The organism is Pseudomonas sp. ok266 (assembly GCF_900110195.1).
GTDB lineage: Bacteria > Pseudomonadota > Gammaproteobacteria > Pseudomonadales > Pseudomonadaceae > Aquipseudomonas > Aquipseudomonas neuropathica.
The window spans coordinates 1-15,999 of record NZ_FOCU01000026.1 but is presented as its reverse complement, the minus strand read 5'-3'; the positions used below and the strand labels follow the sequence as shown (position 1 = coordinate 15,999).

Here is a 15,999-nt window from a genome sequence, read left to right as displayed (position 1 = left end):
GAACCGATGATGATTGGAGTGTCATCGCCCGGGAAGTCGTAGGTGGACAGCAGGTCACGAACTTCCATCTCAACCAGTTCCAGCAGCTCTGCGTCGTCTACCAGGTCAGCCTTGTTCAGGAAAACCACGATGTACGGAACGCCTACCTGACGGGACAGCAGGATGTGCTCACGGGTTTGTGGCATCGGACCATCAGCGGCCGAGCAAACCAGAATAGCGCCGTCCATTTGAGCAGCACCGGTGATCATGTTCTTCACATAGTCAGCGTGACCTGGGCAGTCGACGTGAGCGTAGTGACGGATCTTCGAGTTGTACTCAACGTGTGCGGTGTTGATGGTGATACCGCGAGCTTTTTCTTCCGGTGCGCTGTCGATCTTGTCGAAGTCAACGATTGCGGAACCGAAAACTTCGGAGCAAACGCGAGTCAGAGCAGCAGTCAGAGTGGTTTTACCGTGGTCAACGTGACCGATGGTGCCAACGTTGACGTGCGGTAGGGAACGATCAAATTTTTCTTTAGCCACGACAATTAACTCCTAGCCTAAAGGGGCTGAATCAGCCTTGTTTTTTGGTTACGGATTCGACGATGTGCGACGGAGCCGTATCGTATTTTTTGAATTCCATAGAGTAGCTTGCGCGACCCTGAGACATGGAACGAACGTCGGTCGCATAACCGAACATCTCACCCAGTGGAACTTCGGCGCGGATAACCTTGCCGGACACTGTGTCTTCCATACCCTGGATCATGCCGCGACGACGGTTAAGGTCGCCCATTACATCACCCATATAGTCTTCAGGCGTAACAACCTCTACAGCCATGATCGGCTCAAGCAACTCACCACCGCCCTTCTGGGCCAGTTGCTTGGTCGCCATGGAGGCAGCCACTTTAAACGCCATCTCGTTGGAGTCGACGTCGTGGTAAGAACCATCGAACACGGTAGCCTTCAGGCCGATCAGCGGATAGCCGGCAACGACGCCGTTCTTCATCTGCTCTTCGATACCCTTCTGGATAGCCGGGATGTATTCCTTAGGAACCACACCACCTACAACTTCGTTCACGAATTGCAGACCTTCCTGACCTTCGTCAGCAGGAGCAAAACGGATCCAGCAGTGGCCGAACTGACCACGACCGCCGGACTGGCGAACGAACTTGCCTTCGATTTCACAGTTCTTCGTGATGCGCTCACGATACGAAACCTGAGGCTTGCCGATGTTGGCTTCGACGTTGAACTCACGGCGCATCCGGTCAACCAGGATGTCCAGGTGCAGCTCGCCCATGCCGGAGATGATCGTTTGACCAGTCTCTTCATCAGTTTTAACGCGGAAAGACGGGTCTTCCTGAGCAAGCTTGCCCAGAGCGATGCCCATTTTTTCCTGGTCATCCTTGGTCTTAGGCTCTACGGCAACCGAAATAACCGGCTCCGGGAAGTCCATGCGAACCAGGATGATTGGCTTGTCAGCGTTGCAGAGGGTCTCACCAGTGGTGACGTCCTTCATGCCGATCAGGGCCGCGATGTCACCAGCGCGTACTTCCTTGATCTCTTCACGGGCGTTTGCGTGCATTTGCACCATACGACCCACGCGCTCTTTTTTACCTTTAACCGAGTTGATCACGCCGTCGCCGGAGTTCAACACGCCCGAGTAAACACGGACGAAGGTCAAGGTACCCACGAATGGGTCGGTAGCGATCTTGAACGCCAGAGCCGAGAACGGCTCCGCATCGTCTGCATGACGCTCCAGCTCGATTTCCTCGTTATCAGGGTCAGTACCCTTGATCGCAGGAATGTCGGTCGGTGCAGGCAGGAAGTCGATAACGGCGTCGAGAACCAGGGGAACACCCTTGTTCTTGAAGGAAGAACCGCAAACGGCCAAAACGATTTCGCCGGCGATAGTACGCTGACGCAAAGCAGCTTTGATCTCTTCGATCGACAGCTCTTCGCCTTCCAGATACTTGTTCATCAGCTCTTCGTTGGCTTCAGCAGCAGCTTCAACCATGTTGTTGCGCCACTCTTCAGCCAGCTCTTGGAGCTCAGCAGGAATGTCCTTGCGAACAGGAACCATACCTTTGTCAGAGTCATTCCAGTAGACAGCTTGCATGTTGATCAGATCGATCTGACCCTGGAAGTTGTCTTCGGAACCGATGGCCAACTGGATCGGCACCGGAGTGTGACCCAGACGCTGCTTGATCTGACCGATCACGCGCAGGAAGTTGGCACCAGCACGGTCCATCTTGTTTACGTAAACAAGACGTGGAACGCCGTATTTGTTGGCTTGACGCCATACGGTTTCCGACTGAGGCTCAACACCCGAAGTACCGCAGAACACAACGACAGCGCCGTCGAGTACGCGCAGGGAACGCTCAACTTCAATAGTGAAGTCAACGTGGCCCGGGGTATCGATTACGTTGAAGCGGTGCTCGTCCTTGTACTGCTTCTCGGAACCTTTCCAGAAAGCGGTGATGGCAGCAGAAGTAATGGTAATACCACGCTCCTGCTCCTGCACCATCCAGTCTGTGGTCGCGGCGCCATCATGCACCTCGCCCATTTTGTGACTTTTGCCGGTGTAAAAAAGGACGCGCTCGGTGGTGGTGGTTTTACCAGCATCCACGTGAGCGACGATACCGATGTTACGGTAGCGGCTAATCGGAGTAGTACGAGCCATAAAGCCCTCGCAAAATTAGTGAAGCTAAAATTAGAAGCGGTAGTGCGAGAAAGCTTTGTTGGCTTCAGCCATACGGTGCACGTCTTCACGCTTCTTAACAGCAGCACCTTTACCTTCAGCAGCATCCAGCAGTTCGCCAGCCAAACGCAGAGCCATAGACTTCTCGCCACGCTTACGGGCGAAGTCTACCAACCAGCGCATTGCCAGAGCGTTACGACGGGAAGGACGAACCTCGACCGGAACCTGGTAAGTAGCACCACCAACGCGGCGCGACTTCACTTCGACCAGCGGAGCGATGGCGTCGAGTGCTTTTTCGAAGAGTTCCAGGGGATCGGTGCCAGCCTTACGGGTCGCAACGGTTTCCAGGGCACCATAAACGATACGCTCGGCAACGGCTTTCTTGCCGCTTTCCATAACGTGGTTCATGAATTTGGCGAGGATCTGGCTTCCGTATTTCGGATCGTCCAGAATCTCACGCTTTGCTGCTACGCGACGTCTTGGCATGATAAGCCCTCAAGCGGTCTTCAGGTTAGCTCGGGACAGATCCAATGGATGCGTGCCCGACCTTACTCTTATCGACTCAATAAAATGAAAATCTGCAAAACGGCCGATTACTTCGGACGCTTGGTACCGTACTTCGAACGACCCTGGTTACGGCCTTTAACGCCGGAAGTATCCAAGGAGCCGCGAACGGTGTGGTAACGAACACCTGGCAAGTCTTTTACACGACCGCCGCGGATCAGTACCACGCTGTGCTCTTGCAGGTTGTGACCTTCACCACCGATGTACGAGGAAACCTCGAAACCGTTGGTCAGGCGCACACGGCATACTTTACGCAGTGCCGAGTTAGGTTTTTTCGGCGTAGTGGTGTACACACGGGTGCACACGCCACGACGTTGCGGGCAGTTCTGCAGCGCAGGTACGTCGGATTTCTCGACGATACGCTTACGCGGCTGACGTACCAGCTGGTTGATAGTTGCCATCTACTAGCTCCACTGTTGTCTTGCGACGCTATTGTCTTGCAAGAAAAGCAAAATGGCAGGAACGAATTCCCGCCAAATTTAGGGGATCAAGAGTCTAAAGAGGATCTTGCCCCCAGTCAAGGCAAGGCCCCGACCTCCCCGCCCTTCGAACCTCGACAAAATGTCTCGATTCGATGAACGGAGCGATCAGGGCCTTACGCTCATTTACCGCAGAACTCAGTTACCGCTCGAGTTCAGCGCTTCGGTCAGTGCAGCTTCCACTTCACTGGCGCTTACGCGCAACGGCTTGTCAGCATCACGGCGACGCTTGCGCTCGCTGTGATATGCCAGACCGGTACCGGCCGGGATCAGACGACCCACGACTACGTTTTCTTTCAGGCCGCGCAGGTAATCGCGCTTGCCGGTGACTGCCGCTTCGGTCAGTACACGGGTAGTTTCCTGGAAGGAAGCTGCCGAGATGAACGATTCGGTGGACAACGACGCCTTGGTGATACCCAACAGAACGCGAGTGTACTTGGAGACGAACTTGTCTTCGCCGCCCAAACGCTCGTTTTCTACCAGTACGTGAGTCAGTTCCATCTGGTCGCCCTTGATGAAACTCGAATCGCCGGATTCAGCGATTTCAACTTTACGCAGCATCTGACGCAGGATGGTCTCGATGTGCTTATCGTTGATCTTCACGCCTTGCAGACGGTAAACGTCCTGGATCTCGTTAACGATGTACTTGGCCAGCGCGCTCACACCCAGCAGACGCAGGATGTCGTGCGGATCGCTTGGGCCGTCGGAGATAACTTCGCCGCGGTTTACCTGTTCGCCTTCGAACACGTTCAGGTGACGCCACTTCGGAATCAGCTCTTCGTACGGATCGCTACCGTCGTTCGGGGTAATAACCAGACGGCGCTTGCCTTTGGTCTCTTTACCGAACGCGATGGTGCCGCTGACCTCAGCCAGAATCGACGCTTCTTTCGGACGACGAGCTTCGAACAAGTCGGCAACACGCGGCAGACCACCGGTGATGTCACGGGTCTTCGAAGTTTCTTGCGGGATACGAGCGATAACATCACCGATCGCAATCTTCGCACCGTCAGCCACACCGACCAGGGCGTTGGCTGGCAGGAAGTACTGAGCGATAACGTCAGTGCCTGGCAGCAACAGATCCTTGCCGTTGTCGTCGACCATCTTCACTGCTGGACGGATTTCCTTACCGGCAGCTGGACGATCTTTCGCGTCGAGTACTTCAATGTTGGTCATACCGGTCAATTCGTCAGTTTGACGCTTGATCGTGATGCCTTCTTCCATGCCCACGTAGGTCACGGTACCTTTCATTTCGGTAACGATCGGGTGAGTGTGCGGATCCCACTTGGCCACGATTGCGCCAGCGTCGACCTTGTCACCTTCTTTAACCGAAATCACAGCACCGTACGGCAGCTTGTAACGCTCACGCTCACGACCGAAGTCATCAGCGATCGCCAGCTCACCGGAACGGGACACAGCAACCAGGTGACCATCCACTCGCTCAACATGCTTCAGGTTGTGCAGACGGACGGTACCGCCATTCTTCACCTGAACGCTGTCAGCTGCGGAAGTACGGCTAGCCGCACCACCGATGTGGAACGTACGCATCGTCAGCTGGGTACCCGGCTCACCGATGGACTGGGCAGCGATAACGCCGACCGCTTCACCGATGTTCACCTGGTGACCACGAGCCAGATCACGGCCGTAGCACTTGGCGCAAATGCCATAGCGGGTTTCGCAGCTGATCGGCGAACGCACGATCACTTCGTCGATGCTGTTCAGCTCGATGAACTCGACCCACTTCTCGTCTACCAGAGTACCGGCCGGAACGATAACGTCCTCGGTACCTGGCTTGAATACGTCACGGGCAATAACACGACCCAATACGCGCTCACCCAACGGCTCTACAACGTCACCGCCTTCAATATGCGGAGTCATCAGCAGACCGTGTTCGGTGCCGCAATCGATCTCGGTTACAACCAGATCCTGCGCCACGTCTACCAGGCGACGAGTCAGGTAACCGGAGTTCGCAGTTTTCAACGCGGTATCCGCCAGACCTTTACGAGCACCGTGAGTGGAGATGAAGTACTGAAGTACGCTCAAACCTTCACGGAAGTTCGCAGTAATCGGCGTTTCGATGATGGAACCGTCCGGCTTGGCCATCAGACCACGCATACCGGCCAGCTGACGAATCTGTGCTGCGGAACCCCGCGCACCCGAGTCGGCCATCATGTACATCGAGTTGAAAGACTCTTGATCGACTTCAACGCCGTGACGGTCGATAACCTTCTCTTTCGAGAGGTTGGCCATCATTGCCTTGGAAACTTCGTCGTTCGCCTTCGACCAAAGGTCGATCACTTTGTTGTACTTCTCGCCCTGGGTTACCAGGCCGGAGGCGTACTGGCTCTCGATCTCTTTCACTTCGTCGGTGGCAGCACCGATGATGCGGGCTTTCTCGTCAGGGATAACGAAGTCGTTAACACCGATGGAAACGCCGGAGATGGTCGAGTAAGCGAAACCGGTGTACATCAACTGGTCAGCGAAGATCACGGTCTCTTTCAGACCAACCACGCGGTAGCACTGGTTGATCAGCTTGGAGATCGCCTTTTTCTTCATCGGCAGGTTGACGACGTCGTACGACAGACCTTTTGGCACAACCTGGAACAGCAGTGCACGGCCGACAGTGGTGTCGACGATACGGGTGCCGCTTACGCTGTTGCCGTCACGGTCGTTGACGGTTTCGTTGATACGAACCTTAACCTTGGCGTGCAGTGCGGCTTCGCCGGCACGGAACACACGGTCAACTTCCTGCAAATCCGCAAATACACGACCTTCGCCTTTGGCGTTGATCGCTTCACGAGTCATGTAGTACAGACCCAATACAACGTCCTGCGACGGAACGATGATTGGCTCACCGTTGGCTGGCGACAGAATGTTGTTGGTCGACATCATCAACGCACGCGCTTCGAGCTGGGCTTCCAGCGTCAGCGGTACGTGCACGGCCATTTGGTCGCCGTCGAAGTCGGCGTTGTACGCGGCGCAGACCAGAGGGTGCAGCTGGATAGCCTTACCTTCGATCAGTACCGGTTCAAACGCCTGGATACCCAGACGGTGAAGGGTCGGTGCACGGTTGAGAAGAACCGGGTGTTCGCGAATCACTTCAGCGAGAACGTCCCAAACCTCTGGCAGTTCGCGCTCGACCATTTTCTTGGCCGCTTTGATGGTGGTCGCGAGACCACGCATTTCCAGCTTGCCGAAAATGAACGGCTTGAACAGCTCGAGAGCCATCTTCTTCGGCAGACCGCACTGGTGCAAACGCAGGGTCGGGCCTACGGTAATTACCGAACGACCGGAGTAGTCAACACGCTTACCGAGCAAGTTCTGACGGAAACGACCTTGCTTACCCTTGATCATGTCAGCCAGGGATTTCAGAGGACGCTTGTTCGAACCGGTGATAGCGCGGCCACGACGACCGTTGTCGAGCAGAGCATCGACAGCTTCCTGCAACATACGCTTTTCGTTGCGCACGATGATGTCCGGAGCGGACAGATCCAGCAGGCGCTTCAAACGGTTGTTACGGTTGATCACTCGACGATACAGATCGTTGAGGTCGGAAGTCGCGAAACGACCGCCATCCAGCGGGACCAGTGGACGCAGATCTGGCGGCAGAACCGGCAGAACGGTCAGCACCATCCACTCTGGCAGGTTGCCGGAACCCTGGAAGGCTTCCATCAACTTCAGACGTTTGGACAGCTTCTTGATCTTGGTTTCGGAGTTGGTTTGCGGAATTTCTTCACGCAGGCGGCCAATCTCGTGTTCCAGGTCGATAGCGTGCAACAGTTCACGGACAGCTTCAGCACCCATGCGGGCGTCGAAGTCATCACCGAACTCTTCCAGCGCTTCGAAGTACTGCTCGTCGTTCAGCAGCTGACCTTTTTCAAGAGTGGTCATGCCTGGATCGATAACGACATAGCTCTCGAAGTAGAGAACGCGTTCGATATCACGCAGGGTCATGTCCATCAGCAAGCCGATACGGGACGGCAGCGATTTCAGGAACCAGATGTGGGCAACCGGCGAAGCCAGTTCGATGTGCGCCATGCGCTCACGACGAACCTTGGCCAGTGCAACTTCAACGCCGCACTTCTCGCAGATCACACCACGGTGCTTCAAGCGCTTGTACTTACCGCACAGGCACTCGTAATCCTTTACCGGGCCAAAGATCTTGGCGCAGAACAGGCCGTCACGCTCAGGTTTGAACGTACGGTAGTTGATGGTTTCCGGCTTTTTAACTTCACCGAACGACCATGAGCGGATCATCTCAGGCGAGGCCAATCCGATACGGATGGCGTCGAACTCTTCGACTTGACCCTGGTTTTTCAGCAAATTCAGTAGGTCTTTCAAGGCCTTTCCTCCTGGCGGAGCAGAGAGCGGGCAATCCTGCCCCGCTCTCGATTCGCGTCACGTGTTATTCGGTTTCCAGATCGATATCGATGCCGAGGGAACGAATTTCCTTGATCAACACGTTGAAGGACTCGGGCATGCCCGGCTCCATACGGTGATCGCCATCCACGATGTTTTTGTACATCTTGGTACGGCCGTTCACATCGTCCGACTTCACTGTGAGCATTTCTTGCAGAGTGTAAGCAGCACCGTATGCTTCCAGTGCCCAGACCTCCATCTCCCCGAAACGCTGACCACCGAACTGCGCCTTACCACCCAGCGGCTGCTGGGTAACCAGGCTGTACGAACCGGTAGAACGCGCGTGCATCTTGTCGTCTACCAAGTGGTTCAGCTTCAGCATGTACATGTAGCCAACGGTAACTGGACGCTCGAACTTGTTGCCGGTACGGCCATCAGTCAGCTGCATCTGGCCGCTTTCCGGCAGGTCTGCCAGTTTCAGCATGGCCTTGATTTCGCTTTCCTTGGCGCCGTCGAACACTGGAGTGGCCATTGGAACACCGCCACGCAGGTTCTTCGCCAGATCCAGGATTTCCTGATCGGAGAAGCTGTCCAGATCTTCGTTACGACCGCCGATCTGGTTGTAGATCTCGTCCAGGAAGGTGCGCAGTTCAGCGACTTTACGCTGCTCTTCGACCATCCGGTTGATCTTCTCGCCCAGACCTTTGGCCGCGAGGCCCAGGTGGGTTTCAAGGATCTGACCAACGTTCATACGCGAAGGTACGCCCAGCGGGTTGAGGACGACGTCGACCGGGGTGCCATTGGCATCGTGCGGCATATCTTCAACCGGCATGATCACGGAGACCACACCTTTGTTACCGTGACGACCGGCCATCTTGTCGCCCGGCTGGATGCGACGACGGATTGCCAGGTAAACCTTGACGATTTTCAGCACGCCTGGAGCCAGGTCATCGCCCTGCTGCAGTTTGCGCTTCTTGTCTTCGAACTTGTCGTCGAGCAGACGGCGGCGATCAACGATGTAGGCCTGAGCCTTCTCGAGCTGCTCGTTCAGAGCATCTTCAGCCATGCGCAGTTTGAACCACTGACCATGCTCAAGACCGTCGAGTACTTCGTCGGTGATGTCCTGCCCCTTCTTCAGACCGGCGCCGCCTTCAGCCTTGTGGCCCACCAGAGCGGAGCGCAGACGTTCGAAGGTCGCGCCTTCAACGATACGGAACTCTTCGTTCAGATCCTTGCGGATCTCGTCCAGCTGGGACTTCTCGATCGACAGTGCACGAGCATCACGCTCAACGCCGTCACGGGTGAAGACCTGTACGTCGATGACAGTACCTTTGGTGCCGGTTGGCACGCGCAGGGAGGTGTCTTTAACGTCGCTGGCTTTTTCACCGAAGATCGCACGCAGCAGTTTTTCTTCCGGAGTCAGCTGGGTCTCGCCTTTCGGAGTGACCTTGCCCACCAGGATGTCGCCTGCGCCTACTTCAGCACCTACGTAAACGATACCGGCTTCGTCCAGCTTGTTCAGTGCAGCTTCACCCACGTTCGGGATGTCCGCAGTGATTTCCTCTGGGCCAAGCTTGGTGTCACGGGCCACACAGGTCAGTTCCTGAATGTGGATCGTGGTGAAACGGTCTTCCTGAACAACACGCTCGGACAGGCAGATGGAGTCTTCGAAGTTGAAGCCGTTCCATGCCATGAACGCGATGCGCATGTTCTGACCCAGTGCCAGTTCACCCATGTCGGTGGACGGGCCGTCGGCCATGATGTCGCTACGCTGAACGCGATCACCCTTGCTCACCAGCGGACGCTGGTTGATGCAGGTGTTCTGGTTCGAGCGGGTGTATTTGGTCAGGTTGTAGATGTCGACACCAGCTTCGCCGGTTTCAACTTCATCATCAGCAACACGAACCACGATACGGCTGGCATCGACGGAATCGATTACGCCGCCACGACGAGCCACGACGCAAACGCCGGAGTCACGGGCTACGTTACGCTCCATGCCGGTACCTACCAGCGGCTTGTCAGCGCGCAGGGTTGGTACAGCTTGACGCTGCATGTTCGAACCCATCAACGCACGGTTGGCGTCGTCGTGCTCGAGGAACGGGATCAGCGACGCTGCAACCGAAACTACTTGCTTCGGCGAAACGTCCATCAAGGTGACTTCTTCAGGCGCCTTAACGGTGAATTCGTTCAGGTGACGTACGGCTACCAGTTCGTCGATCAGGACTTTCTGGTCGTTCATGGTCGCCGAAGCCTGCGCGATCACGTGATCGGCTTCTTCAATAGCGGACAGGAACACGATCTCGTCGGTGACCACACCCTCTTTCACCACGCGGTACGGGCTTTCCAGGAAGCCGTACTGGTTGGTGCGAGCGTAAGCAGCCAAGGAGTTGATCAGACCGATGTTCGGACCTTCCGGCGTTTCAATCGGGCATACACGACCGTAGTGAGTCGGGTGTACGTCACGGACTTCAAAGCCTGCGCGCTCACGAGTCAGACCGCCAGGGCCGAGTGCAGAGACACGACGCTTGTGGGTGATCTCGGACAGCGGGTTGTTCTGGTCCATGAACTGCGAGAGCTGGCTGGAGCCGAAGAACTCTTTCACCGCTGCAGCCACTGGCTTGGCGTTGATCAGGTCCTGCGGCATCAGGCCTTCGCTTTCAGCCATCGACAGACGCTCTTTGACCGCACGCTCAACACGTACCAGGCCAACGCGGAACTGGTTCTCGGCCATTTCGCCTACGCAGCGAACACGACGGTTACCCAGGTGGTCGATGTCATCGACGATGCCTTTACCGTTACGGATGTCGACCAGAGTCTTCAATACCGCGACGATGTCTTCCTTGCACAGCACGCCCGAACCTTCGATCTCGGTACGACCGATACGACGGTTGAACTTCATCCGGCCGACCGCAGACAGGTCATAACGCTCAGGGCTGAAGAACAGGTTGTTGAACAGGGTTTCGGCAGCGTCTTTGGTTGGCGGCTCGCCTGGACGCATCATGCGATAGATCTCGACCAGCGCTTCCAATTGGTTGCTGGTGGAGTCGATCTTCAGCGTGTCGGAGACGAACGGACCGCAGTCGATATCGTTGGTGTACAGCGTTTCGATGCGAACAACACCAGCCTTGGCAATTTTTGCCAGGACTTCAGTGTTCAGCTCGGTGTTGCACTCTGCCAGGATTTCGCCGGTAGCCGGGTGCACGATGACCTTGGCGGTAGTACGGCCCAGGACGTAGTCCAGAGGTACTTCCAGAGTCTTGATGCCGGCTTTTTCGATCTGGTTGATGTGGCGCGCGGTAATACGGCGGCCCGCTTCAACAATGACCTTGCCCTTCTCGTCCTGAATGTCCAGAACCGCAATTTCACCACGCAGACGCGAAGCAATCAGCTCCAGGCTGAGGGTTTCGCCGCTCAGGTGGAAAACGTTGGTGGTGTAGAAAGCGTCCAGCACTTCTTCAGTGGTATAGCCGAGCGCGCGCAGCAGTACCGATGCCGGCAGCTTGCGACGACGGTCGATACGCACGAACACGCAGTCTTTCGGGTCGAACTCGAAGTCCAGCCACGAACCGCGGTAAGGAATGATGCGCGCGGAGTACAGCAGTTTGCCGGAGCTATGCGTCTTGCCGCGGTCGTGGTCGAAGAACACGCCCGGGGAACGGTGCAGCTGGGAAACGATTACACGCTCGGTACCATTGATTACGAAGGTACCGTTCTCAGTCATCAGGGGGATTTCACCCATGTAGACTTCTTGCTCTTTGATGTCCTTGATCGCTTTGTTCGACGATTCTTTGTCGAAAATGATCAGGCGCACTTTTACCCGCAAAGGTACGGCGAAAGTTACACCGCGCAATACGCATTCTTTGACATCAAATGCCGGTTCGCCCAGGCGATAACCGACGTACTCCAGCGCAGCATTGCCGGAGTAGCTGATGATCGGGAAAACGGATTTGAAGGCCGCATGCAGGCCCACGTCGCGGAACTGATCTTTAGTCGCTCCCGCTTGCAAGAATTCACGATACGAATCCAGCTGGATGGCCAGGAGGTAAGGCACATCCATGACGTCCGGCAACTTGCTAAAGTCCTTGCGGATACGTTTTTTCTCAGTATATGAGTAAGCCATCAGCGTTCCCCAGCTTGGTCACCTGCTTGTTTGGCCCCTCCCGACGGGAGCAGCCAGAAAATCGTGCAAACCCCATGGTTTGCTCCACCGCATCGGGTGGTTACAGCGCCCTTATCAGCACCGACCCAGTCGGCTGCCAATAACGGAAAAAGGCCGGTGGCAAGAGCCACCAGCCATCAGCCTGTCGCTTGACGCTCGGGCTGGAGGAGCAAAGTCGATACTTATTTCAGCTCGACTTTAGCGCCTGCTTCTTCCAGCTTCTTCTTGGCGTCTTCAGCAGCTTCTTTCGAAACGCCTTCAGCTACAACCTGAGGAGCGCCGTCTACTTTCTCTTTGGCTTCTTTCAGGCCCAGACCAGTCAGTTCACGAACTGCCTTGATCACGTTAACCTTCTTCTCGCCAGCTTCCAGCAGAACAACGTTGAACTCGGTTTGCTCTTCAACAACAGCGGCAGCAGCAGCTGGACCAGCCGAAGCAGCAGCAGCGGTAACACCGAAGGTTTCTTCCATCGCTTTGATCAGCTCAACGATTTCCACTACGGATTTCTGGCCGATTGCTTCGATGATTTGTTCGTTAGTCAGAGACATGACTCAATTCCTGAATTGGGGGACGGCCTACGCGACCATCGAAATAAACAAAAAACGCGAGAAGTTGACGAGCCTTAGGCTGCGGCAGCTTCTTTCTGGTCGCGAATTGCCGCCAGAGTACGAGCCAATTTGCTGGTAGCGCCTTGAATCACGCTCATCAGCTGAGAAATTGCTTCGTCACGGGTCGGCAAGGTTGCCAGTACGTCGATCTGATTAGCTGCGAGGAACTTGCCCTCGAACGCAGCTGCCTTGATCTCGAACTTGTCCTGACCCTTGGCAAACTCTTTGAAGATACGGGCAGCAGCGCCCGGATGTTCGTTCGAGAATGCAATCAGGGTCGGGCCGGTGAACACGTCGTTGAGGACACTGTATTGAGTGTCAGCAACAGCGCGCTTGAGCAGGGTGTTACGTACAACACGTACGTAAACGCCAGCTTCACGAGCCTCTTTACGGAGTCCGGTCATTGCGCCTACTGTTACGCCACGTGCATCAACCACGACAGCGGACAGAGCGACTTTGGCAGCCTCGTTGACTTCAGCGACGATGGCCTTCTTGTCTTCGAGATTAATTGCCACGGGTTTAACTCCTGCTTGTTACCGTTTCATTCGATCGAAACCGAATGTCGTTTTGGTGTCTGATTCGGTAAGGAACCGGGAGCACCATCTGCGTAGGCTTATGGTTTAAGACTTGCGTCGCCTACGGTCTTGGATAGCCCCCGCCAGGCAGGGACCCCAATCTTTCGATTGGCGCGAACAATCGCGCCAACCTTTGTCTTACGCGTCCAGCGAGCTCTGATCGATAACCAGACCTGGGCCCATAGTGGTGCTCAGGGTAACGCGCTTGACATAGATACCTTTCGAAGAAGCTGGCTTGATACGCTTCAGATCAGCGATCAGGGCTTCAACGTTTTCCTTCAGCTTGACGGCGTCGAAGCCCATCTTGCCAACGGAGGTGTGAATGATGCCGTTTTTGTCGGTGCGATAACGAACCTGACCAGCTTTAGCGTTTTTAACCGCGGTAGCTACGTCTGGAGTTACGGTACCAACCTTAGGGTTAGGCATCAGACCACGTGGACCGAGGATCTGACCCAGTTGACCTACAACGCGCATTGCATCCGGGGATGCGATCACTACGTCATAGTTCAGGTCGCCGCCTTTCATTTCGGCAGCCAGGTCGTCCATACCTACACGGTCAGCGCCGGCAGCCAGAGCGGCCTCAGCAGCTGGACCCTGGGTGAACACAGCAACGCGAACGGTCTTGCCAGTGCCGTGTGGCAGCACAGTAGCGCTACGAACAACCTGGTCGGATTTACGCGGATCTACACCCAGGTTTACAGCAACGTCGAACGACTCGCTGAACTTGACAGTCGACAGCTCAGCCAGCAGAGCAGCGGCGTCTACAATGTTGTAGGCCTTGCCTGCTTCGATTTTGCCGGCGATAGCCTTTTGACGCTTGGTCAGCTTAGCCATTACACACCCTCCACGTTAAGGCCCATGCTACGAGCAGAACCGGCGATAGTACGCACGGCTGCATCCATATCAGCTGCAGTCAGATCCGCGTTTTTGGTTTTCGCGATTTCTTCCAGCTGAGCACGGGTAACAGTGCCAACCTTAACGGTGTTCGGACGAGCGGAACCGCTGGTCAGACCGGCCGCCTTCTTCAGCAGAACCGAAGCAGGGGTGGATTTGGTTTCGAAAGTGAAACTACGGTCGCTGTAGACAGTGATGATCACTGGAGTCGGCAGACCTGCTTCAAGACCCTGAGTACGGGCGTTGAAAGCCTTGCAGAATTCCATGATGTTCACGCCGTGCTGACCCAGAGCAGGACCAACAGGTGGGCTTGGGTTAGCCTGAGCGGCCTTCACTTGCAGCTTGATGTAAGCGGTAATTTTCTTGGCCATGAGGCACTCCAATTACGGGTTCGAACGCCTCGGAAGGCTCCCCGGTTACTTGCGCGTTTATCCCAGTGACGACAAAACCCCACAGCCTAGGGCTGCGGGGTTGGGATGCTTGTCCAGCTAGACCTTTTCGACCTGACTGAACTCCAACTCTACCGGGGTAGAGCGACCGAAAATGAGCACTGCCACTTGGATCCGGCTCTTTTCGTAGTTAACTTCTTCAACAACGCCATTGAAATCAGCAAATGGACCGTCATTGACTCGCACCGTTTCACCTGGCTCGAAGAGAGTCTTCGGCTTAGGCTTGTCGCTACCATCAGCGACGCGACGCAGAATTGCTTCCGCCTCTTTATCGGTGATCGGCGCAGGCTTATCAGCGGTACCGCCGATGAAACCCATCACCCTAGGAGTATCCTTGACCAAGTGCCAAGTACCCTCGTTCATATCCATCTGAACCAGCACATAGCCTGGAAAGAACTTACGTTCGCTTTTGCGCTTCTGGCCATTGCGCATTTCAACCACTTCTTCAGTGGGAACCAGAATCTCGCCGAAGCCATCTTCCATGCCAGCCAGCTTTACGCGCTCGATCAGCGAGCGCATCACATGCTTCTCGTAACCCGAGTAAGCATGCACAACATACCAACGCTTAGCCACGGGACACCCTTAGCCGACAATCAAGGAAACAAGCCAGCCGAGCAGGGAATCAAGCCCCCACAACAGCAACGCCATAACCAGAACAACAGCCACCACAATCAGGGTGGTCTGCGTGGTTTCTTGGCGAGTTGGCCACACGACTTTACGAATCTCGGTGCGAGCTTCCTTAACGAGTACAAAGAAAGACTTGCCCTTAGCAGTCTGCAGGCCTACAAAGGCAGCTACAGCAGCAATGGCAAGCAAAGCGAGTACACGGTACAGGATCGGCGAAGCAGAGTAATACTGATTGCCAACAACGCCAACAACCACCAAAGCGACAACTACAAGCCACTTGAGCAGATCGAAGCGAGAGCCTTGAGCTTCAGCTTTAGGAGTCATCTATGAAGATCCTGTGAAAAGAAAGCCAGACACACCAAGTGAATCTGGCAGGTCAGGAGGGAATCGAACCCCCAACCTACGGTTTTGGAGACCGTCGCTCTGCCAATTGAGCTACTGACCTAAAACAAAATCAGGCCGACCATTATGCCGGCCCGAAAAATACATTACAACTACTTACTCGATGATTTTAGCCACGACGCCAGCGCCGACGGTACGACCGCCTTCACGGATAGCGAAACGCAGACCGTCTTCCATCGCGATGGTTTTGATCAGGGTAACAGTCATCTG

General features: G+C 55.4%; 12 protein-coding genes, 1 tRNA gene and 1 pseudogene. All 14 read right to left on the bottom strand.

What is annotated here, in order from left to right; genetic code table 11:
* A partial coding sequence (locus BMY54_RS29610; RefSeq protein WP_139213458.1) for a GTP-binding protein occupies window positions 1-521 on the bottom strand: 521 nt, incomplete at its 3' end.
* Window positions 522-552: 31 nt separating this feature from the next.
* Window positions 553-2,658, bottom strand: a complete 2,106-nt coding sequence (gene fusA / locus BMY54_RS29605; RefSeq protein WP_016984188.1) for an elongation factor G — start codon at window positions 2,656-2,658, stop codon at window positions 553-555.
* A 30-nt stretch (window positions 2,659-2,688) separates the two neighbouring features.
* Window positions 2,689-3,162 carry a 30S ribosomal protein S7 gene (gene rpsG, locus BMY54_RS29600; protein ID WP_007916467.1) on the bottom strand — a complete coding sequence of 158 codons (474 nt, stop codon included), beginning with the start codon at window positions 3,160-3,162 and terminating at the stop codon, window positions 2,689-2,691.
* 107 nt (window positions 3,163-3,269) lie between these two features.
* Window positions 3,270-3,641 (bottom strand): 30S ribosomal protein S12, encoded by a 372-nt coding sequence (gene rpsL / locus BMY54_RS29595; protein WP_003186084.1) that lies wholly within the window; start codon window positions 3,639-3,641, stop codon window positions 3,270-3,272.
* 216 nt (window positions 3,642-3,857) lie between these two features.
* Complete coding sequence (gene rpoC / locus BMY54_RS29590) at window positions 3,858-8,057, bottom strand: DNA-directed RNA polymerase subunit beta' (RefSeq protein ID WP_034156498.1); 4,200 nt, start codon at window positions 8,055-8,057, stop codon at window positions 3,858-3,860.
* A gap of 64 nt (window positions 8,058-8,121) precedes the next feature.
* A complete protein-coding gene (gene rpoB, locus BMY54_RS29585; protein ID WP_093442653.1) occupies window positions 8,122-12,195 on the bottom strand; it encodes a DNA-directed RNA polymerase subunit beta in 4,074 nt (1,357 codons plus the stop codon).
* A 221-nt stretch (window positions 12,196-12,416) separates the two neighbouring features.
* On the bottom strand, window positions 12,417-12,782 hold the full coding sequence (gene rplL, locus BMY54_RS29580; RefSeq protein ID WP_003228750.1) for a 50S ribosomal protein L7/L12: 366 nt from the start codon (window positions 12,780-12,782) through the stop codon (window positions 12,417-12,419).
* A 74-nt stretch (window positions 12,783-12,856) separates the two neighbouring features.
* Window positions 12,857-13,357: a 50S ribosomal protein L10 gene (gene rplJ, locus BMY54_RS29575; RefSeq protein ID WP_008081912.1), complete on the bottom strand. Its 501-nt coding sequence runs from the start codon at window positions 13,355-13,357 to the stop codon at window positions 12,857-12,859.
* Between the two features lie 198 nt (window positions 13,358-13,555).
* On the bottom strand, window positions 13,556-14,251 hold the full coding sequence (gene rplA, locus BMY54_RS29570) for a 50S ribosomal protein L1 (RefSeq protein WP_007916481.1): 696 nt from the start codon (window positions 14,249-14,251) through the stop codon (window positions 13,556-13,558).
* A complete protein-coding gene (gene rplK, locus BMY54_RS29565) occupies window positions 14,251-14,682 on the bottom strand; it encodes a 50S ribosomal protein L11 (RefSeq protein WP_003228756.1) in 432 nt (143 codons plus the stop codon). Before rplK ends, rplA begins: the two co-directional genes overlap by 1 nt.
* Before the next feature lie 117 nt (window positions 14,683-14,799).
* On the bottom strand, window positions 14,800-15,333 hold the full coding sequence (gene nusG / locus BMY54_RS29560) for a transcription termination/antitermination protein NusG (protein WP_007957598.1): 534 nt from the start codon (window positions 15,331-15,333) through the stop codon (window positions 14,800-14,802).
* Window positions 15,334-15,342: 9 nt separating this feature from the next.
* Entirely contained in the window at window positions 15,343-15,711 is a 369-nt protein-coding gene (secE, locus tag BMY54_RS29555; protein ID WP_009045851.1) for a preprotein translocase subunit SecE, read from the bottom strand.
* Between the two features lie 45 nt (window positions 15,712-15,756).
* Window positions 15,757-15,832, bottom strand: a tRNA-Trp gene (locus BMY54_RS29550).
* A gap of 53 nt (window positions 15,833-15,885) precedes the next feature.
* Window positions 15,886-15,999 (bottom strand): annotated as a pseudogene (locus tag BMY54_RS29545) (elongation factor Tu); the annotation flags it as partial.